Genomic DNA, 20,155 nt, shown 5'->3' with positions numbered 1-20,155 from the left:
CCCAGGGCGGGTATCCGCACCTACTCAGTAAGCTGCAACCGCCCTCAAAAACGCCCGGGCGAGATTCGCTCGGGCGTTTTTTTATACCCGAAATCAAAGGAAATCGCCCGTATGTTGGACGCCACTCTTAAAGCTCAGTTGAAGTCATACCTGGAACGGGTCACCCAGCCGATTGAGATCGTCGCCTCCCTCGATGACGGCGCGAAATCCCAGGAAATGCTTGCCCTTTTGCAGGACGTGACCAGCCTCACCACGCTGATCACTCTGAACACCGATGGCAATGACGCGCGCAAGCCGTCGTTCTCCATCAACCGCCCGGGTGCCGATATCAGCCTGCGTTTTGCCGGCATCCCCATGGGCCATGAATTTACTTCGCTGGTGCTGGCCCTGCTGCAAGTCGGCGGCCACCCCTCGAAAGCCAGTGTCGAAGTGATTGAACAGATTCGCGCCCTTAAAGGCGAGTTCAGCTTCGAGACTTACTTCTCGCTGTCTTGCCAGAACTGCCCGGATGTCGTCCAGGCGCTGAACCTGATGGCCGTGCTCAACCCGAACATCCGCCACGTCGCCATCGACGGCGCGCTGTTCCAGGCGGAAGTCGATGAGCGCCAGGTCATGGCGGTGCCCAGCGTCTACTTGAACGGCGTGAACTTCGGTCAGGGCCGCATGGGGCTGGAAGAGATCCTCGCCAAGCTCGACACCAGCGGCATCGAAAAAGCCGCCGAAAAAATCAGTGCCAAGGACGCCTTTGATGTACTGGTCGTCGGCGGTGGCCCGGCGGGTTCTTCGGCCGCCATCTACGCTGCGCGCAAAGGCATTCGTACCGGTGTGGCAGCCGAGCGCTTTGGCGGCCAGGTGCTGGACACCATGTCCATCGAGAACTTCATCTCGGTGCAGGAAACCGAAGGGCCGAAACTGGTCAGCGCCCTGGAAGCCCATGTGCGTCAGTACGACGTGGACATCATGAACCTGCAGCGCGCCAGCAGCCTGATCCCGGCAAAAAATGCCGGTGACCTGCACGAAATTCGCTTCGAAAGCGGTGCGACCCTCAAGTCCAAAACGCTGATTCTGGCCACTGGCGCCCGCTGGCGTGAAATGGGTGTGCCGGGCGAGCAGCAATACAAGGCCAAGGGCGTGTGCTTCTGCCCGCACTGCGATGGCCCGCTGTTCAAGGGCAAGCGTGTGGCGGTGATCGGCGGCGGTAACTCTGGCGTGGAAGCAGCCATCGACCTGGCCGGTATTGTCAGCCACGTCACTTTGCTCGAGTTCGACAGCAAACTGCGCGCCGACGCTGTGTTGCAACGCAAGTTGCACAGCCTGCCGAACGTGGACGTGATCACCAGTGCGCTGACCAGTGAAGTCAAAGGCGACGGCCAGAAAGTCACCGGCCTCGTGTACAAGGATCGCGACAGCGGCGAGTTCAACACCCTCGACCTGGAAGGCATCTTTGTGCAGATCGGCTTGCTGCCTAATACCGACTGGCTCAAAGGCACCGTGGAGCTGACACCACGCGGCGAGATCATCGTCGATGCCCGTGGCGAAACGTCACTGCCAGGCGTGTTTGCCGCCGGTGACGTGACGACCGTACCTTACAAGCAGATCGTGATTGCGGTAGGCGAGGGCGCCAAGGCCTCCCTGAGTGCTTTCGATCACTTGATCCGCAGCTCCGCTCCGGCTTGATACCAAGCCTGAAAATGAAAAACCCCATGAGCGATCATGGGGTTTTTTCGTTACAGCGGCGCGGGCTGAATGATCTCGACCCAGTACCCGTCCGGGTCCTTGATAAAGGCGATGCTTTTCATGCGGCCATCCGTCAGGCGCTTCTGGAAATCGCAGCCCAGGGCTTCGAAACGCTCGCAGGCGGCCACGATATCCGGCACCGAGATGCAGATATGACCGAAACCGCGTGGGTCAGTGTTGCCGTCGTGGTAGGCGAAATCTGCGTCGTTTTCGGTGCCGTGGTTATGGGTCAATTCCAGGATGCCCGGAATCGACTTCATCCACTGGGTACGCGCGGCGGCGTCCGCTGGAATCTGCGTTTTATCGACGAGGGCAAGGAAGTACAGGCTGAATTCGGCTTCCGCGAAATCGCGTTTTTCCACCAGGGAAAACCCCAGCACGCGCGTATAGAAGTCCAGCGACCGAGTGATGTCCTTGACCCGCAGCATGGTGTGGTTGAACACGAAGTTCGAGGTGGCGGTGTCAGGTTGGGCGGTGACGCCCGGCAAGGTGTTCAGTTCGTGCAGGCTCATGGGCCCTCCAGAAAAAATGGGGCAAAGCGGTCCCTTGGCTTGCGGCAAGCGTCCGTGCTGCGCGGTCATGATACGCAAGGCCCGCCGGCAGCGCCAAAAGAAAAGGTCACGCAGGCCTTGCGAGTCGCGCGGGTGGGGGCTCAGACTTTGACGCCTGAACCTTGGGCGTCTTTGCAATGATCCAATTACCTAAACCGCTGTTGAGTGTCCTGTGTTTATTGTTGACCAGTCCGTTGGTAGGGGCGGCCGACCCGGAAGTTCACTGGCCCAGTGGCTGGCAGGTAGAGGACGTGGCGCCTGACGCCCAGGCGCCCTCGGCCGCTTCAAGCGTGTCGCGCCAACGGGCAATCAAGAACGACGAAAAGGGTGCGACCCTGATGGTCATGGAGCTGACCGCTACGCCGATTGAGGCGGGGCATAAGGTCAATCTGCAAGGCGTGTTGCTGGAAATGCGTAAATCCATCCAGAAGGATTTCGCCCAGGGTGGTTATCAAAGTGTGTGTACCAAAATTCACGCCAGCACATTGAGCCGTCTCGATGCACTGGAATCTACCTGCGTGATTACCGAGAACGGCAGGCATGTGCTGTCACAAACATTGGTCGGCGCTGTCGATGCCGATAAGGCCTATGTATTTTCATTTGCGGGTCAGGCCCAGGCTTATGAAGCGAGCAAGGATGAAGTCAATTCAGTGCGCAGCACGCTGAAACTTTAAGTGTGGGGTACTTATCGATTTTGAACAAAATAAAATAATATTTAAGTTCGCTTTCGAACCCTTGAATAAAAAAGCCCCGCTTAAGCGGGGCTCTTTGTTAGTGCGCTGCGATCAGCCGCGCAACCAAGAGTCAACAGTGGCAGCGCCATACTGTTCTTTCCAGGCTTTAAGGCCGCGATGGTTGCCGCCCTTGGTTTCGATCAGCTCGCCGGTGTGCGGGTTTTGGTACACCTTGACCACCCGTGCACGGCGCTGTTTGGGGGCGGCGGCGCCTGCCGTGCCGGCCTTGCCCGGGTTTGGATCGAGGATGGAGATGATGTCGCGCAGGCCTTTGCCGTAGTGCTTCATGAGCGCCTGGAGTTTTTCTTCGAATTCGATTTCTTTCTTCAGGCCGGCGTCGTTCTTCAGGGATTCCAGCTGGGCGAGCTGTTCTTGAAGGGCTTTTTCTGCTGCGCGAAATTCGGCGAGTCTGGACAAGATCTTTACTCCAATAGTGTATGTGGCTGACATCAACTGCAGACAAAGCAATAAGCCAAAAGCGGTAAGGCGACTCAAGTAAGATGGCGTCTGCGGGTGCTGCACAGGCACGAAAAATTGTAGTAGTTAATCTGTCTTGAGTAAATCAAGTCTTTTGTCTTAACTGCATTATTTCACATCGCCCGTCACTGACTATTCAATGGCGAACCAGGGATTTAATGAATTCAGCGCCGGGCAAAGGCCGCCCGAACAGATAACCCTGCAGGAAATCCACACCGTGGGCGGCGAGGTATTCGCACTGTTCGGCAGTTTCCACGCCTTCGGCAACGATAGCCAGGTCGAGCTTTGCAGACAGTTCGATGATGCTGTCGAGAATGTGGCGGGAGAGCGCGTCGACGCCGATCATGGCGACAAAACTCTGATCGATTTTCAAGTAGTCAACGTGGAAGTTGCGCAAGTAGCCCAGGCTGGAATGCCCGGTGCCGAAGTCGTCTATGGCGATCATCACCCCCAGTTCATGCAGCGCATTGAATAATCGACGGGTCACATCGGTAGGCTCGATCAACTCGCGCTCGGTGAGCTCCAGCACCAGCGTCACGTGACCGGGTGGGAAGGCGGCAAGAAATGCCCGGCAATCCTCCACCAGCTCCAGATTGCGGCAATGCCGGGCCGTGATGTTCACCGCGATGTGAAAGCCGGGAGTGAGAAGCGCGGCGTGCGGTGCCAGTTGTTCGGCGGTCTGGCGCAGCAGGGCGCGGGTCATCGGTACGATCAGGCCGCAATCCTCGGCCAATGGAATAAACAGGTCGGGCCTTACCAGGCCTTCCTTGGGGTGCTGCCAGCGCATCAGCACTTCGCAGCCTGCCCATTCGCGGGTGTCGCCGCGCACCACTGGCTGGAAATACGCGAGAAACTCATTGGCGCCCAAGGCGCGCCGCAGTTCATGGGTGGGCCGCGATACGCGTTTTTGCAGGCCGTGTGCGAGCAGGCCCGCCAACAGGCCAAAAAACAGCACCAGGCTGAACATGGCCGGGTAGCGCGCCTGCATGTAGCGCCAGACTTCACCCGCCGGCAGGCCGGCGTCGACGCTCAATCGATAGCGTTCGGAAGCAAGATGGTGATGGGCCACGGCAAACGTCGGAACCGCAGTGGCGTGGGCTTTGCCGTCGTCCCCCAGCCAATTGTGGCCCACGCGCAGCACCATTTGTGCATGGCGGCTGAGCAGGCGCAGGGTATTGGTCAGGTGGTAGCCATCGATTGAGGCGAAGGCGGCCCGGTCACCATCGACCAGCCGGTACACCAGCAATGCTGTGTCCGGCGTCACCGGGTTGCCTTTCATCAGCCACAGTCGCCCATCCACGTAGTCGGCCGGGTTGATGCGTGACACGTGATCGCTGCCGAACAGTGACGTGCAGTAGATGTTTTCCTGCCAGGACAAGGTCGTTGCGCGCACAAACGGCCTCCGCGTGACCTGCTCGCGCAGCGCCAATTGCACCGCCTGGTCGCAGGGTTTGCCAGCCAACGGCAGCAGCGCCTGGGTGGCGAGTGCGGTTTGGTCGAGCATCAGTTCGAATTGGCGCACCGCTTCCTGGGCGGCTTGCACCGTGTTGTGCTTCAGGGTGCGCTCGGCTTGCCAGTGCAGGATGAACACACCCAGCACAATGGGCACCAGCGCACAGAAAACGCTGATGGAATGGCGGGCGAGGGGCTTGCGCGGGCCTTTGACGGATAAGGGCATAAGCGGCCTGTCAGGCGAGTGGGGGCGCCAGGAGGCCGGCGGCAATATAGCGATGATAGATGCCTGGGCTGAAATATGCTTGCCGCGCAGCAGGCCAACATTGTATCGACTGCCGTTACAAACCGCTTGCACGGGGCAGGGCATTGGCGATCTGATAAGACTGCGGACAAACAAGGTTACGCTGTGTAGAATCGATTTACGCATACAAGAATATGGACTTGCGCTCACGCAAGCCTCTGCCGTCAGAGACTGATGACACCATGAAGCTACTCGGCTCCCCCCTCATCTTCGGTGACTTCCTCGCCCGCAGCGTGCGAGGCCTCTCCTGCGCGCCGCCCTCAACCCTCATCCCTGCTCGCCACTGAACAATTGCCAACCACCCGCATGATGAGGCGCCGACCATGGCAGACCACTACGAAAACCCGATGGGCCTGATGGGCTTTGAATTTATCGAATTCGCATCACCGACCCCAGGCATCCTGGAGCCGATCTTCGAGATCATGGGCTTCACCCAGGTAGCCACCCACCGCTCCAAGAACGTGCACCTGTTCCGCCAGGGCGAGATCAACCTGATCCTCAACAACGAACCCGACAGCCTGGCCTCGTATTTCGCGGCCGAACACGGTCCGTCGGTGTGCGGCATGGCGTTTCGCGTCAAGGACTCGCAAAAGGCCTACACCCGCGCGCTGGAACTGGGTGCCCAGCCGATTCATATCCAGACCGGTCCGATGGAACTCAACCTGCCGGCCATCAAAGGTATCGGCGGCGCGCCGTTGTACCTGATCGATCGCTTCGGCGAAGGCAGTTCGATCTATGACATCGACTTCGTCTACCTCGACGGCGTGGAGCGCAATCCTGTCGGCGCTGGTCTCAAGGTCATCGACCACCTGACCCACAACGTGTACCGCGGCCGCATGGCCTACTGGGCGAACTTCTACGAGAAGCTGTTCAACTTCCGTGAGGCGCGCTACTTCGATATCAAGGGCGAGTACACCGGCCTGACGTCCAAGGCCATGAGTGCGCCGGACGGCATGATCCGTATCCCGCTCAACGAAGAGTCGTCCAAGGGCGCGGGGCAGATCGAAGAATTCCTGATGCAGTTCAATGGCGAGGGCATCCAGCACGTGGCGTTCCTCACCGACGACCTGATCCAGACCTGGGACGCCTTGAAGCGGATCGGCATGCGCTTCATGACTGCGCCGCCGGACACCTACTATGAAATGCTCGAAGGCCGCCTGCCCAACCACGGCGAGCCGGTCGACCAGTTGCAAGCGCGCGGCATCCTGCTGGACGGTTCGTCGATCGAAGGCGACAAGCGCCTGCTGTTGCAGATTTTCTCGGAAACCCTGATGGGGCCGGTGTTCTTCGAATTCATCCAGCGCAAGGGCGACGATGGGTTTGGCGAGGGCAACTTCAAGGCGCTGTTCGAGTCGATCGAGCGCGACCAGGTGCGTCGCGGTGTGTTGAGCACCGACTGACGCATAAATAAAAAGCCCGGCGTCGGCCGGGCTTTTTATTGCCTGCCATTCACGCCCGACGCTGGCGCACCAGGTGCTTGAAGCCTTCGAACACCAGCACCATCACCGCGATCCAGATCGGAATGTAGGTCAGCCATTCGCCCGGTTTGATGCCCTCACCGAGCAGCAGTGCCACCACCAGCAACAACACGGGTTCAACGTAACTGAGCAGCCCGAACAGGCTGAACGCCAGCAGTCGACTGGCAATGATATAGCTCACCAGCGCCGAGGCACTGATCAGCCCGAGTATGGGGATCAACGCGTAGAGTTTCGGGTGCGTATCCATCACCGCAAACCCCTGTTCACCGCTCTGCACGAACCACCAGGCGACCGGCAGCATCAGCGCCATGTCCAGCCATAGCCCGCCCAGGTGGTCGGTCTTGAGGTATTTGCGGATGATGAAATACAGCGGGTAGCCGATGATCACCACCAGCGTCGCCCAGGAGAAGCCTCCGGCCTGGAACACCTCGTTGAGCACCCCGAGCCCGGCGAAGAACACCGCAATTTTCTGCAGATAAGACAACTGCTCGCCCCACACCAGGCGCCCGGTGAGCACCATGGTCAGCGGCAGCAGGAAATAGCCCACCGACACGTCCAGGCTGCGTCCGTTGAGCGGCGCCCACATGAACAGCCACAACTGCACACCAAGAAACGTCGAGGACAGCATCGCCCCGACAATCAACTGTGGCTGGGCCGCGATCCTGCGCAACAACGCCCATGCACGCCGCCACTCGCCGGTGACGATCATGAACACAGTCATGCAGGGCATGGTCAGCAGCATGCGCCAGCCAAAAATTTCCAGGCCGCTCAACGGCGTCAGCAACGACGTGAAGTAGTACATGACGGCAAACAACACCGAAGCCGATACGGATAACACAACACCTTTAGACACGCTGCCCTCGCGCAAACCGTTCAATCCAATTTCAAGCGTAGATTATGGTGGTTTTAGCGAAGCAGCGTCGCGCTATTTTGGGGCGTTTTTTGACGGCTCCCGGCCGGCTCAGGCCTTCAGGCTGCGGGTCATGCGCAAAGCCAGCACACTGCCCGCCACAATCACCGCCGCCAGCAGGTACAACGCCATATCCGTGGACCCGGTGGCATCCTTCACAAAGCCGACGATATACGGGCTGAGGAAGCCAGCCATCTGGCCCATGGAGTTGATCAACGCCAGGCCGCCCGCCGCCGCGCCTGCACTGAGCATGGCGGTGGGCACCGGCCAGAACATTGGCAGGCCGGTAAGGGCGCCCATGGTCGCAATGCTCAGGCCGAGGATCGCGATTGCCGGCGTGCTGGCGAAATTCACCGCAATCACCAGGCCGATGGCGCCCATCAGCATCGGCACCACCAGGTGCCAGCGCCGCTCCTTGCGCAAATCGGCGGAACGCCCCACCAGCAGCATGAACACCGCCGCCAGCAGATAAGGAATCGCGCTCAGCCAGCCAATCACCAGGTTATCGCTGAATCCCAGGTTCTTGATGATCGACGGCAGCCAGAAGTTGATCGCGTAAACACCGCTCTGGATACAGAAGTAGATCAGGCCGAACGCCCAGATGACTGGGTTCTTGAACACCTCAGCCAGCGAATCGGTGCTGGTTTTCGGCTTGTTCGCCAGGTCTGTGGCCTGGTCGGCCTCCAGCACCGCACGCTCGTGGGGCGTCAGCCACTTGGCATGGGCAAAGCTGTCGCTGAGCAGGAAGTAGGCGAGGGCGCCGAGTATTACAGTGGGAACGCCCTGCAACAGGAACATCCACTGCCAGCCCGCAAGGCCGCCCTGGCCGGCGGCGAAATGGTTGAGGATCCAGCCGGAAAAGGGGCTGCCAAGCAGGCCGGACACTGGGATTGCCGACATGAACAAGGCCATGATGCGCCCCCGGCGGAAGGTCGGGAACCACTGCGAAAGGTACAGCACCACGCCCGGAAAGAAGCCCGCTTCGGCGGCGCCGGTAAACAGACGCAGGGTGTAGAAATGCGTGGGCGTGGTGACGAACAGCAGGCAGGTCGACAGCGTGCCCCACACGATCATCATCAGTGCGATCCAGCGCCGCGGGCCGAACCGCGTCAGCGCCAGGTTGCTCGGCACGCCGCACAGCACGTAGCCGATAAAGAAGATCCCGGCCCCCAGGCCGTACACGGTTTCACTGAACTTCAACGCGTCGAGCATCTGCAGCTTGGCAAAGCCGACGTTGACCCGGTCGAGGTAGTTGAACAGATAGCAGATGAAGATGAAGGGGATCAGGCGCAGGGTGACGCGCTTGTAGATCGCGTTTTTTGCGTCATCGGTGGCCGGTGCTGCAGCGGCGCTCTGGGACATGGCGGTCTCTCTTTATTATGATTTTTTGCGATGCGCAGGTAACGTTGATCGCCCAACGAGTCTCGGCCAACGGGCAGGCTGCTGTCTTTGTGCCCGCGCACAGTCAAGCATGCGCTGCGCTGTGCCGATGAACAACCTCGCTTTCAAGGAAAACAGTCCCATGTTCGAGCTTGATCATGACCTGGCACAGGATATCGTCGATCGCACCATGGCGATCCTGCCCTATAACGTCAATGTCATGGACAGTCAGGGCCTGATCCTTGGCAGCGGCGAGCCGGAACGCATCAACACCCGTCACGAAGGCGCGCAGCTGGTGCTGGCCAACGGCCGCGTGGTGGAGATTGACACGCAGACCGCCAAGCACCTCAAGGGCGTGCAACCGGGCATCAATCTGCCGCTGCTGCATGATCAGCGCCTGATCGGCGTGCTCGGCATCACCGGCGAGCCGCAAGGGTTGCGCACTTACGCCGAACTGGTGCGCATGACCGCCGAAATGCTGGTGAGCCATCGTCATCAGCAAATCGAGCAACAATGGCGACGTCAGCGCTGCGATGACCTGCTGGCGCTGCTGTTGGCCGACAACGGCGACTCGCCGCGCCTGGTGGATGAGGCGCAACGCCTGGGCCTCAAGCCGCAAGCGGCGCGCATGCCGTACCTGTTTGAGCTGGGGGCCGGGCAATCGGCTCAGGACTTGAGTGCCTGGCTGGCCTCACGCTACCCGGACAGCTGGTGCGTGAGTTCGGCGCCATCCTCACTGCTGTGGTGCCGGCCCGCCGCCGTGCCGGTGGATAATCCACGCCTGCTGGAAAAACTCGACGGTCTGGGCTGGAACGTCCTGCGCGTGGCCATTGGCGGGCAGGCCGAGGGGCTGGCCGCATTGCGTCGTTGTTACCGCCGCGTCGGCGATCTGCTCGCCTACGGCCGCGATGTGCTGCCGCAATCGCGCGTTCTTACCCTCAACCGCTACCGCCTGCCGGTGATGCTCTGGCGCCATCGCCACGAAGACGCGCTGGATGAGCTGCTCAACCCGCTGCGCCAGGTGCTGGCCAGGGACAACAATGGCCAGTTGCTGGCCACGCTGCGCAGTTGGTGCGAACACGACGGGCAGAGCCAGGCCTGTGCCGACGCCCTGGGCATCCACCGCAACAGCCTGCGCTACCGCATGGAGCGTATCGCCGAACTCAGCGGCGTTGACCCGCTGACCCTGGACGGCATGCTCGCGCTGTATCTGGGTGTGCAACTGTTGCCCCAGCCATTGTCACAATGAACAACAAACCTGCGCCGCACTTGTGCATCGGACAGGCGTCATGACCGGTGGCAACTGGCAGCATGGGCGTTATAAAAACCGGAGAACGCCCATGAAAATCATCATCGCCCCTGACTCGTTCAAGGACAGCCTGAGTGCTGCAGGCGTGGCCCAGGCCATTGCCGAAGGGCTGGCTCAGGTCTGGCCGACTGCCGAGCTGGTTCAATGTCCGATGGCGGACGGCGGTGAAGGCACGGTCGATGCCGTGCTGGCTGCGTGCAACGGCGAGTTGCGCAGCCAGACGGTTCGAGGGCCATTGGGCGGCACGGTTGAAGCCCGTTGGGGCTGGCTGGCCGACAGCCACACGGCCATCATCGAAATGGCCGAGGCCAGCGGCCTGCAACTGGTCGCGCCGGGCCAGCGCGACGCCTGCTCCAGCACCACTTACGGCACGGGGGAATTGATCCGCGCCGCACTGGATCTCGGCGCGCGGCGCATCATCCTGGCCATCGGCGGCAGTGCGACCAATGATGGCGGCGCCGGGGCGATGCAAGCCCTTGGTGTGCAACTGTTCGACGCGGCAGGCCAACAATTGCCCCCCGGCGGCCTGGCATTGGCGCAGTTGGCGCATATCGGCCTGGACAACCTTGACTCGCGCCTGGCACAGGTGCGTTTTGAAATCGCCGCCGACGTGAACAACCCGCTGTGCGGCCCGCACGGCGCTTCGGCGATTTTTGGTCCGCAGAAAGGCGCCAATCCCCGGCAAGTCCAATACCTGGACGCCGCGCTCGGTCATTTCGCCGACCACTGCGCCAGCGTGCTGGCCACCGACGTGCGCGACGAGCCCGGCAGCGGCGCCGCCGGCGGCCTGGGCTTTGCCGCCAAGGCATTCCTGGGGGCGCAGTTTCGGGCGGGAGTGGAGGTAGTCGCCGAACTGGTCGGCCTGGACGCCGCCGTGTGCGGCGCCGACCTGGTCATCACCGGGGAGGGCCGCTTCGACGCGCAGACCCTGCGCGGCAAAACGCCGTTTGGGGTGGCACGCATTGCCCAACAGCACAGCGTGCCGGTGATCGTGATCGCCGGCACCCTGGGTGATGGCTATGCGCAGATGTATGCCCACGGCGTGGACGCAGCCTTTGCCTTGCCGTCAGGACCCATGAGCCTGGAGCAGGCCTGCAGCGAGGCGCCACGCCTGTTGCGCGAGCGCGCATCGGATATCGCACGGGTGTGGCGACTGGCGGCGCCGGTTCAATCTGCACCGAAGCAGATCAGATAACGTTCAGGCTTGCGTCCGTATGCCAGGTAATCACCGACACTCTTATTGACGCAGGCGCTGCTGTCGGAAAAAGACACACCATGCTGATAGCTGCCCTTGAGCAACGTCATGTGGGTGTTGGGCAAGCTTTTGAAGGCTTTCAACGCGCCCGCTGCCGGTGTCTGGTCGTCAAATTCGGCCTGGACCATCAGGATGCTGTGCACGTGCTTCAGGTTTTTCACGGGAACACCGTTCAATGGTTGAACACTCCACCCAGCGCAGTGCGCGGCCTGGAAAAAGCTGCCGCCCACCGGGTACTGGGTGGCGTAGCGGTTGCCCTTGTCGGCCCAGAATGCCTCGCCCGCCGCTGGTGTGTCATTGCATAACACCGTGCTGCGTACAGAGGCCGTCGGCGTGAGCTTCAGCGGACCGGGTGCCAGACCATTCCAGGGTTCAGGGTTGCGGATGAGCGTAAGCAAGTGCATGAACGCACTTTTAGCAGACTGATCCACCTCGGTGTCCGGGCTGAATCGGTGGGTGCGTGCCCTGGACAGAAGGTGGGTGTCATTGGTGTCGGGCGTTTCTCGCAACCATTGACTGAGCAAGCGTGCTGCCATCAGATACTCTGCAGAACTGTAAAGCTCATTGTCCGAACGCAGTGCCGCGCGGACCTCGGGTAACAGTTCGAGGAAAATGTCACGTATGGCCTTGGGATCGTTGCCCATCTGATAGACCTGCGGGCGGCGGGCGGCGGGCTGCGCAACAAAACGTTCGAATATCTTTTCCTTCTCTGGCGCCTGGATTAATGAGGCGTCCTGGAAAGTCGATGTCCAGTCCGTGTTCGAATCGAGCACCATGCGACCAACGTGCTCGGGGAACAGTCCCGCATACCAGGCGCCCAGCCAGGTGCCGTAGGAATTACCCAAATAATTGAGCTTTTTCTCCTTGAGTAAAACGCGCACGAACTCCATGTCACGCGCAGTCTGAGCGGTATTGATATAGGGCGCCAGGCGCTGACTGGCGCAGCCACGGGCCAGTACGGCGGCGTTGTGTTGCAGGGCCATCAGGTTGGCGGGGCTGCGGTCTTCAGTGATGTCGTTGTGCGCGACGATCAGCTCATCGGATTGGCACACCAGCTGCGAATCTTTCGTGCTGCCCATTCCCCGGGGCGTGAGACCGATAACGTCAAAGGTGTCGGTCAGATGCCGATACGCCTCGCCGTCGGGCTTTTCGCCGTAGTTTTTCCAGATTGAAGCCAGCAGCACCGCAAAGCCGTCTGCTTCAGCACCGGGGCCGCCCGGGTTGGTGAATATCGCGCCTTCTCGCTTGCCTGGCTGGCGCGCGGTCACCCGCGTGATATCCAGGTCGAGGGTGCCGAGCGAAGGTTTCAGGTGATTCAACGGCACGCGGACGATGCCGCACTGTGTTCTGGCAACGACTTCCGGGTCCAGGCCGCGGATAGGCCGTGCGTCGCAGTCGGGGAGCCATCGAATATTTTCCGCCTGTTTTCTGGTCGCACAGGCTCCGCTGGTCATTAGCGCAATGATAATAAGGCTGCCCAATACTGTTCGTTGCTTGCTCACTGTTTGAAGACCCGGCTGTGGTTGGATGGCCGGGAGTATTACAAGGTCGGTCTGGCCGTGAATGTAGGAAAACACAGCGCTTGTTACCGGCAGGCTCCGGGAACGTACGGCACTTTCCTTTGCGCCGACTTGCGCCCTACACTGGGCGGCCATGTGTCTTTCAAAGGATGAAACACAATGCATGCGCCTGAAACCCCGATCGTGATCCAGCGCTTCACCGAGGCCCATCTGGAAGGCGTCACCGCCCTCTATAACGAGCCGGCGGTGTGCAGGCAGGTGCTGCAGATGCCCTTCCAGTCGGTCGAAGCCTGGCGCAAACGTCTGGTGCTGGATAACGAGCGCCGACTCCAGCTGGTTGCGCTGCATGGCGGCGAGGTGGTTGGCCAACTTGGCCTGGAGCAGTACCTGCGGGTGCGCCAGAGCCACGTCGGTTCGTTCGGCATGGGCGTGGCGACGGCCTGGCAAGGCAAGGGAGTGGGCTCCCGGCTGCTGGCGGCCGCGCTGGACGTGGCCGACAACTGGATGAACCTGCACCGGGTGGAACTGACGGTGTATGCCGACAACGAAGCCGCGCATCACCTGTACCGCAAGTTCGGCTTCGAGGTGGAAGGGCGCCTGCGCGACTACGCCCTGCGTGACGGTGTGTTTGTCGATACATTGAGCATGGCGCGTCTGCGCAGCTCGATCTGATCCGCAAACAGCCGACCAAATGCCCCGAACAGTTTTTAAGCCGTACGCCATGTGGGCGCATCTGCCATGATCGGGCTTCGCAACTTGGTTCACCCAAGGATTTCCGAAATGGACGATGTACACCAATTGGGCGAGATGCTTCGTCACTACGCTGATAGCGAAGCGCGTAAAAAACAGCTGTTCGATGTGCAGTCGGCGCGCTGGGCGCACAAACTCGGCGAGCTGTTCCAACTGATTGAACAGTGGCTGGAACCGGTAAAGCGCGCCGGATTGCTGGAGGTGAGCCGTGAAGCCTACGTCGCCAGCGGCCCGAGCGCAGCTGCACAGGCATCGGCCTTCAACACCGAAAAGCTCACTGTGCTAATCACCGGCAAAACCGTAGAGTTCGTGCCGGATGTAATGGGAGCGGGCGGGTTGATCTCCGTGGCGGTGACGGGCCTGACCGCGACGCGCCATGGCAGCATATCGCTGGTGCTGCCGGCGGACAAAAACGATTGGCTATGGAAGAAAACCAATGGCCTGAAAGACCCGGACACCTATGCCTTCGATGCCAACTTTCTGGCATCGCAGCTACAAAGCCTGATTCCCCGCGAACGCGCCTGAAGCGTCTATTTCAACGGCGTCAATGGAGGCAGTTTCCATTGCCCATTACCCACTTCAGGTTTGGGCAGGTACACCCGCAGTACCGCATAGAACGGGCCTGGTGGCGCCGGCAGCCAGTTGCTCTGTTCGGCCTTCGGTGGTTCGTGGTGCTGCAGCGCCAGGGTCAGGCCACCGTCAGCGTCGCGCTTGAGGGCGGGCAGCATGCGTGAATTGATCAGGTAGCGCTTCTTGTGGTTCGGCACCAGCAAGCGGGTTTTGGCGTCGTACATCGTCAGTGACCAGAACGCATCGGCGGGCGGCAACTGGTTCTTGGCAAAATGCACCGTGTAGCTGTGACGTGCACCGTTGGCCGGTTTGCCTTCGCTGTCGACGACGTATTTGAAGTAGGCCGCTTCATCACTCGAGTTGCCGAACAAGCCCGTTTCGGCACCGGCGTAGCGGTACAGGTAATTGTTCTGCAGGTGGTCGCGGCTGCCGTAGAGGTCTGCGCTGGTGACCTGACGGGTCTCGATTTTGTCTTTCTTGAACGCAGCGAACTCGGCCTTGGCGTCGGCGATGCCGTCTTCCAGCGCCTTGCGTTGCTCAGCCGTCAACTGTTTGACCTTGAACGGCGCGCCGGGGGCGATGCCGATGGTGGCAAAGCGCGCGAGCATCTCCTTTTCACTGTCCTGGGGCGCGGCAAAGGCCAGCATGAAGTTCAGATAGCGAAACAGCTGCGGGCCCTCGGTCATGGTCGCCATCGGCTTGGGCCACTCGACCTTTGCAACCTTGGGCGGCGCGGCCTGTTTCACATAGCTGCTCAGCGCCTGCACCTTGTAGCCTTCCTGGATCTGCCTGACCTTGTTCAGGTCCTTTTCATCGAACAACTGCGTGCGGTAGAGGGCGTAGGCGATATTGCTCTCGCTGTAGAGCACTCGGTCGACGTCCACCGGCTGCTGACCTTTCCAGTCAGGCCCGGCGATCATGTAGTGACCGCCGTTGTTACCCGTGCTGCGGGTGCCCAGGTAGGCGAAGTTCTGCGTATACAGGTCGATCAACTGCACCGAGTAATAGCGGTCGTCTTCGATTTTGGGCAGGGTCAGTACCAGCGGTTCCCTGCGCAGGTCCATCCATACGAAGGAGTAGGGCGTATCTGCGTTCGGGCTGGGGAACGCAGCGTCCCTGGGCGTCACCACCTGCGCGGCATTGCCGATCTGGTTGAACGGTGCCTTGTAGTTGACGCCGCCCTTGTCCACCGCCTGGGTGTAGAGCGTTTTGTACATTTGCACCACCGGGAAGCCATACAGGTAGGCTTCCTTGGCGATCGCCCGCGCTTGCGCCGGCGTCGCCGTGAAGTCGGCCCATGCGCCGGTACTCATGAGGAGGGAGAGGCTCGCCAGCACCAGGCGCGCAGGTTTTCCGATCATGTTGTTGCGTCCTTCCAGAGTTCTTTTGACTGACGGGAGATGAAGGCGACGAGTTTCCCGTTTTATTGGGCAAACGTCACGTAAATCCCTGCACGCACACTGAACTGAGCAAATGGATAAGGCGAGGGGCAGGTATCAGGCTGCGGGGAGCATGGACTTGACCTTGTCGCGCAACTGATCGATCGAGAACGGTTTGCCAATCACCTGCATGCCGGGGGGCACATCGATATTGTCGGCGTAGCCGCTGGCAAACAGGATCGGCAGTTCGGGGCGCAACTCACGTACTTTGGTTGCCAGTTGCTTGCCGTCCATGTCCGGCAGGCCGACGTCGGTCATCATCAGGCTGATGACCTCATCGCGATTCTGCGCAAATGCCAGTGCCTGTTCGGCGTCAGCAGCCTCCAGCACAGTGAACTCCAACTCTTCGAGTACATCGACGATCAGCATGCGCACGATGTTGTCGTCTTCTACTACAAGGATGGTGGAGGAGGTGGAGGACATAATGAGCATTCCTGAAAAGTGAGGGGCTGAACGTGACGAGGCAGAAGCTAACCCGGTAGTGAGTGATAACAATGCCAGCAAGTTCAAAATGAATGGCTGGCATTGTGACCTTAGGCACGCCGAATGTCCCGTCAGCGTGCTGGTTTACTCATACGTTTGACTGCCGAGGGGTTGCGACCCGCCTTGAAGTCGCTGGAGGCGTACAGAACGCCCGGCGTTGAAACCCTCTTGCACGAATGTGTGAGCCCTGGCTCAAAGAGCCGCGTTGAACAGCGCATACGGGTTGTTATAGGGCACTGTCATTAGAAAGTCAGACTCATTGAAAAGGCTGACATTGAATTGCGGCCTGCCGCTGGTAATGGCGACAGGGCTCAGTGTGCCTGCTGTTCTTCCGCTATTCAGGCAGACCTCTATTCCGCGCTGCATTGTGGCTTCGCTGGTGAACGTCGCCAGGCCGAAATTGGGGTCAAAGAAAAACCACTCCTTCTGGCCGTTGCTATTCAACATGGCCCCCGCGAGCAGACCGTGATTTTGCGTAGCGACCCTCATCATGCAGGGCGGGGTTGCTTTGCTCAGGGTAGCGCCGATGTCAATGTGTGACATTTGGGACACGGGTTGAACACCATGAAAATGGTCGCGAACGATCTGATGCATCTCGTTCAGTTGTTTGCGAAACGCGAGGACTTTGGAATCATTGGTCTTAATGCTCGCTTTGAAAAAATTATCGATCAACGTCTGTTGGCGCCCATTCTGAATGGCTATGGCCATGGTATTGACCAAGGCCGCGCATTCGCCGTTTGATGCCAGATCCCCTTGGCTCAGGTAGAAGTTTTGCGGCATCAGCGTGGCTTTGCCACCTGCGGCCGCGATTTGCTCGCTGAAGATTCTCGCGCTTTCAAGGCTATTGCGCACCATTCTGGTTTCTATCACTTTGGCCAACGAACCGATCTCTTCGGCCGTGCGCCCCGAACTGACGGTCAACTCCTTGAGATCCGAAACATTCATGGAACTGTAATACCCAGGGATGTTTTCGATGTTGCCAGCATCATGACCTCGGGTGAAGGCGGCAAGGTCATTAGCCTTGGCCTTTGCCAAGGTGTCTCTGAGGACATCAGAAATGTGGGGCGTTCTCGGGGTTGGAGCCACAACAGCGGTCAACCAATTAATCCAGTTGCCGTTTATCTCACCGTTGGCGGCGACCGTTACCGGTTTGAAGTTCGCCAACGCCGTTCCATAAGGACCAATGACCGGGTCCAACGAGTACCATTTACGGTTTTCAAACACTGCACCGCCTTGGACAACCTCGTCTGCCAGCTTGAAGGTGCCGGTTGCAACGATGCGATTATGTTTACTGGCTGCTTTGAGCGCATCGTAACTGCCACTTGCGCCCCTGAGCGCGGTGACCACATCGGCCCCCTTGGCAAGCCCTCTTCCAACCAGCTTGGCTCCTCCCACCAACACGTCGCCCACCCCGCCCACGGGATTAATAAACTCAATAGCAGCCGCGCCAATAAACTTTACCGCTTTGGTTGCCTTGGCAGCGGCGTTCAAACCCGACATGCCCTTGCCAAAGACTTTTACCGCTTGCGCCGCCTTGCCCGCACCCAGCGTGAGCAGTCCGAACGCGTCAATAGCCAGATCACCGACCCCGTCAAGGGTGTTGCCTTGCAGAAAATTATTGATAGCCGATCGAAACGGAATCAGGTTGAGAAAAAACTCATCAATCACGCTACCTAGCGCCCGACCTTTGTCGAAGGACGTAATACCTCTGGCGTGGTTCAACAGCTCCTCGCCATCCAGCGCGAGCGCTTTGACGTACATGTCGGCAATAAAGTCGGTGCGCTTGGAGCGATAGCTGTCGGGCGTTTGAGCGGTAACGGGCTTCTCTGTCGTTTCGCTGTCTCGAGCACCGTTGTAAGGGTTCAGCACGGACATTCGAGTAATGAGATTCGCGGCTCTGGAATCCATCTTCTCAGCGGTATAGGGCTCGCTGAGTCTGCGAATCAGGTGTTCCTTTTTTTCAATGGTCCCTGTGCTGGAGTCGATTTCATACACGTTGACCTCGCCGTTGAGCGTAGTCTTTACATGCATCGTGCGCGCACGATGTACCAGTTCGAGCGGTGAAGTGAAATCGAGTGCAATTTTGTAGTCGCTGGTGTGAAAAAATTTCACGTCGCCCTGTTCAAAATTCCTGCGGTCAGCCAGTGGCAAGTTGGATACCAGCTGCTTGACAAGTTCATGGTGGCCGTCACCCAGCGATTTCATGGCGGCTTCATAATGAGTGTCGAATAACTTTTTGACCTCAGTATGTTTTTTGGTTTTTAAGTAAGTGTTGAACGAGGCGATCGGAATTCGCCTATCCGGCGTGACCCATACGTGATGCTTGTCGAGCGGTTTGCCCTCCATCACGATATCAAGCATCGAGCGTCGCGTAAGATAAGCGGGGTAAACGCGGAGTGCGTTCTGGTCGCGTATTTGCAAATTCCTGATTTCAAAGACGGAAGGATCCACCTGAGGAAATTCAGCTTTCAGGTATTCCAGCGCGATGTCCTTTCGACTGGGCACGGGCGTCTCCAGTAATGACGAAGACTTCACCAGCGCGCTGAGTTGATCGTTATAGGCGATCCTGGCCTGTTGTATCTCGGCCGCAGAATGTTCGGTTTCGCTGGGCTTCAGCACTCCATTGGCTACGGCCCAATCGATCAGGGCGCCGCGTTGAGCCAATTGACTGGTGTAAGTGTCAGCCGCTATTGACTCAGCTTGAGCGATAACCTCTGCGTAGGTCATGTTCTGCACCCGACCCGGCGTCTGCGCCTCGATCCTGGCTGCGGCAATCGTCAACTGCGCCCACATGGCAGAGCCTACGGTGACGCCGCCTGGAATGTCTTTAACCAGAAATTGCGGTGCACTGGAGGCCAGTAAAAGGTGAGTCGCGAGCGTGGCTGAATACGGTGCAGCCCGTCCATTGTCGACAAGATGACGGCTCAGTTCGCTGACGACGTGCGACGGGGCGAGGCCCCAATGCTCGGGACGTAACAGATCAAAGTGCGCGGTGTGGTTGCGAATTTTTTTTAGAGAAGATTCCGGATCCAGCCGAAGGTGAATCGCCGCCAATATATAGTCGTAAATACTGGTGTCCGACGCCACACCCCCCAGGTGCGCCTGGAGGGCTTGCCCCAGCGCCAGGGCGTTTGGGCTGTCGAGCAATTTCTGCATGGCCATGGTGGCGGGGCCTTTCAAATCATCGTGTGTCACCGAGCTGCCAATCAATAAATAATCCAGCACACCCCTGTCAGTGGACAACGGTAAACCCGGCAGCCCCGTCTCGCTGGAAAGCAGGAATTGGGCGATGCGGTACTGGTCAGTTTGCGCCATCGGTATCGGCCAGGACAGCGCGCCACCGAAATCCCCCAGGAGGAGCACCGACGCTTTTTTCTCCAATATGTCTGCCAGCGCTTTGGCTTCAACGACGTTCTGCGGCAAGTCATAGCCAAGGTCGGTGATGACGGTAGCCAGGGTCGGGGGAGTGGTGCGCGCCAGAGCGTAGGAAGAACCTACATAGGGAAGCACGACATCGCTGTTCAACTGGTAGGAAAACTTGTGATCCACCCAGGTTGTCAGGCCCCTTAGTTTATCGGCCAAACTGAACATATCCTGTTGGTCCGCCAGCAATTGCTGCACGGTTTTGACGGCAGGTGTCGCAACCGAGGACGAACGGTCCCGGGGAGATGGGTTCGCTGTTACCGCACCCGCTTTTTTTGCACCCGGCTCAGGTGCTTCGGTGACAAGGTTCATCGGTCGATGCGCTACGCGGGTGATGCTCATTCGAAATACCCCGGTCTGTCAGAAGGACGCCTTTACGTTGG

Annotated in this window: 16 protein-coding genes; 7 read left to right on the top strand and 9 right to left on the bottom strand. The window is 59.4% G+C overall.

Annotation, left to right across the window (positions count from 1 at the left end; translation table 11 throughout):
• Positions 1–111: 111 nt before the first annotated feature.
• Positions 112–1,677, top strand: a complete 1,566-nt coding sequence (gene ahpF, locus JOE32_RS05310) for an alkyl hydroperoxide reductase subunit F (protein ID WP_209982048.1) — start codon at positions 112–114, stop codon at positions 1,675–1,677.
• A 50-nt stretch (positions 1,678–1,727) separates the two neighbouring features.
• Here ahpF and gloA read toward each other — a convergent pair whose 3' ends face one another.
• Entirely contained in the window at positions 1,728–2,249 is a 522-nt protein-coding gene (gene gloA, locus JOE32_RS05305) for a lactoylglutathione lyase (protein ID WP_209982046.1), read from the bottom strand.
• A 176-nt stretch (positions 2,250–2,425) separates the two neighbouring features.
• On the opposite strand from gloA, the gene JOE32_RS05300 reads away from it, so the two are divergent.
• Entirely contained in the window at positions 2,426–2,962 is a 537-nt protein-coding gene (locus JOE32_RS05300) for a DUF4946 domain-containing protein (RefSeq protein ID WP_209990354.1), read from the top strand.
• A gap of 111 nt (positions 2,963–3,073) precedes the next feature.
• Here JOE32_RS05300 and JOE32_RS05295 read toward each other — a convergent pair whose 3' ends face one another.
• Together JOE32_RS05295 and JOE32_RS05290 are read right to left on the bottom strand one after the other, a co-directional pair.
• Positions 3,074–3,439 (bottom strand): histone-like nucleoid-structuring protein, MvaT/MvaU family, encoded by a 366-nt coding sequence (locus tag JOE32_RS05295; RefSeq protein WP_209982044.1) that lies wholly within the window; start codon positions 3,437–3,439, stop codon positions 3,074–3,076.
• 196 nt (positions 3,440–3,635) lie between these two features.
• The gene (locus JOE32_RS05290) at positions 3,636–5,177 is read right to left on the bottom strand and encodes an EAL domain-containing protein (protein WP_209982041.1); all 1,542 of its coding nucleotides are present in this window, start codon (positions 5,175–5,177) and stop codon (positions 3,636–3,638) included.
• Positions 5,178–5,578: 401 nt separating this feature from the next.
• Between JOE32_RS05290 and hppD the strand changes: the two genes are divergently transcribed.
• A complete protein-coding gene (hppD, locus tag JOE32_RS05285) occupies positions 5,579–6,655 on the top strand; it encodes a 4-hydroxyphenylpyruvate dioxygenase (protein WP_209982039.1) in 1,077 nt (358 codons plus the stop codon).
• A 49-nt stretch (positions 6,656–6,704) separates the two neighbouring features.
• Here hppD and rarD read toward each other — a convergent pair whose 3' ends face one another.
• Both rarD and JOE32_RS05275 read right to left on the bottom strand, forming a co-directional pair.
• Positions 6,705–7,586 (bottom strand): EamA family transporter RarD, encoded by an 882-nt coding sequence (gene rarD / locus JOE32_RS05280; protein WP_209982037.1) that lies wholly within the window; start codon positions 7,584–7,586, stop codon positions 6,705–6,707.
• Between the two features lie 108 nt (positions 7,587–7,694).
• Positions 7,695–9,005, bottom strand: coding sequence for an MFS transporter (locus tag JOE32_RS05275; protein ID WP_209982035.1), 1,311 nt, complete (start codon positions 9,003–9,005; stop codon positions 7,695–7,697).
• Positions 9,006–9,165: 160 nt separating this feature from the next.
• Between JOE32_RS05275 and JOE32_RS05270 the strand changes: the two genes are divergently transcribed.
• Complete coding sequence (locus JOE32_RS05270; RefSeq protein WP_209982032.1) at positions 9,166–10,272, top strand: sugar diacid recognition domain-containing protein; 1,107 nt, start codon at positions 9,166–9,168, stop codon at positions 10,270–10,272.
• A 91-nt stretch (positions 10,273–10,363) separates the two neighbouring features.
• A complete protein-coding gene (locus tag JOE32_RS05265; RefSeq protein WP_209982030.1) occupies positions 10,364–11,527 on the top strand; it encodes a glycerate kinase in 1,164 nt (387 codons plus the stop codon).
• Here the strand turns inward: JOE32_RS05265 and JOE32_RS05260 are convergent.
• A complete protein-coding gene (locus JOE32_RS05260; RefSeq protein ID WP_209982028.1) occupies positions 11,500–13,089 on the bottom strand; it encodes an alpha/beta hydrolase in 1,590 nt (529 codons plus the stop codon). The genes JOE32_RS05265 and JOE32_RS05260 overlap by 28 nt on opposite strands.
• A 177-nt stretch (positions 13,090–13,266) precedes the next feature.
• On the opposite strand from JOE32_RS05260, the gene JOE32_RS05255 reads away from it, so the two are divergent.
• Entirely contained in the window at positions 13,267–13,779 is a 513-nt protein-coding gene (locus JOE32_RS05255) for a GNAT family N-acetyltransferase (protein ID WP_209982025.1), read from the top strand.
• A gap of 108 nt (positions 13,780–13,887) precedes the next feature.
• Positions 13,888–14,382 carry a hypothetical protein gene (locus tag JOE32_RS05250; RefSeq protein ID WP_209982023.1) on the top strand — a complete coding sequence of 165 codons (495 nt, stop codon included), beginning with the start codon at positions 13,888–13,890 and terminating at the stop codon, positions 14,380–14,382.
• 5 nt (positions 14,383–14,387) lie between these two features.
• On the opposite strand, the gene JOE32_RS05245 is transcribed toward JOE32_RS05250, so the two are convergent.
• From JOE32_RS05245 to JOE32_RS05235, 3 genes are all read right to left on the bottom strand, one after another.
• Positions 14,388–15,788 carry a DUF1254 domain-containing protein gene (locus tag JOE32_RS05245; RefSeq protein WP_209982021.1) on the bottom strand — a complete coding sequence of 467 codons (1,401 nt, stop codon included), beginning with the start codon at positions 15,786–15,788 and terminating at the stop codon, positions 14,388–14,390.
• 135 nt (positions 15,789–15,923) lie between these two features.
• Positions 15,924–16,289 carry a response regulator gene (locus JOE32_RS05240; RefSeq protein WP_209982018.1) on the bottom strand — a complete coding sequence of 122 codons (366 nt, stop codon included), beginning with the start codon at positions 16,287–16,289 and terminating at the stop codon, positions 15,924–15,926.
• Positions 16,290–16,541: 252 nt separating this feature from the next.
• Positions 16,542–20,114, bottom strand: coding sequence for a hypothetical protein (locus tag JOE32_RS05235; RefSeq protein ID WP_209982016.1), 3,573 nt, complete (start codon positions 20,112–20,114; stop codon positions 16,542–16,544).
• Positions 20,115–20,155 lie beyond the last annotated feature (41 nt).

Source organism: Pseudomonas sp. PvP025 (assembly GCF_017832155.1).
Taxonomy (GTDB): domain Bacteria; phylum Pseudomonadota; class Gammaproteobacteria; order Pseudomonadales; family Pseudomonadaceae; genus Aquipseudomonas.
The sequence above is the reverse complement of the archived record's forward strand: the minus strand, read 5'-3'. Positions and strand labels throughout refer to the sequence as shown.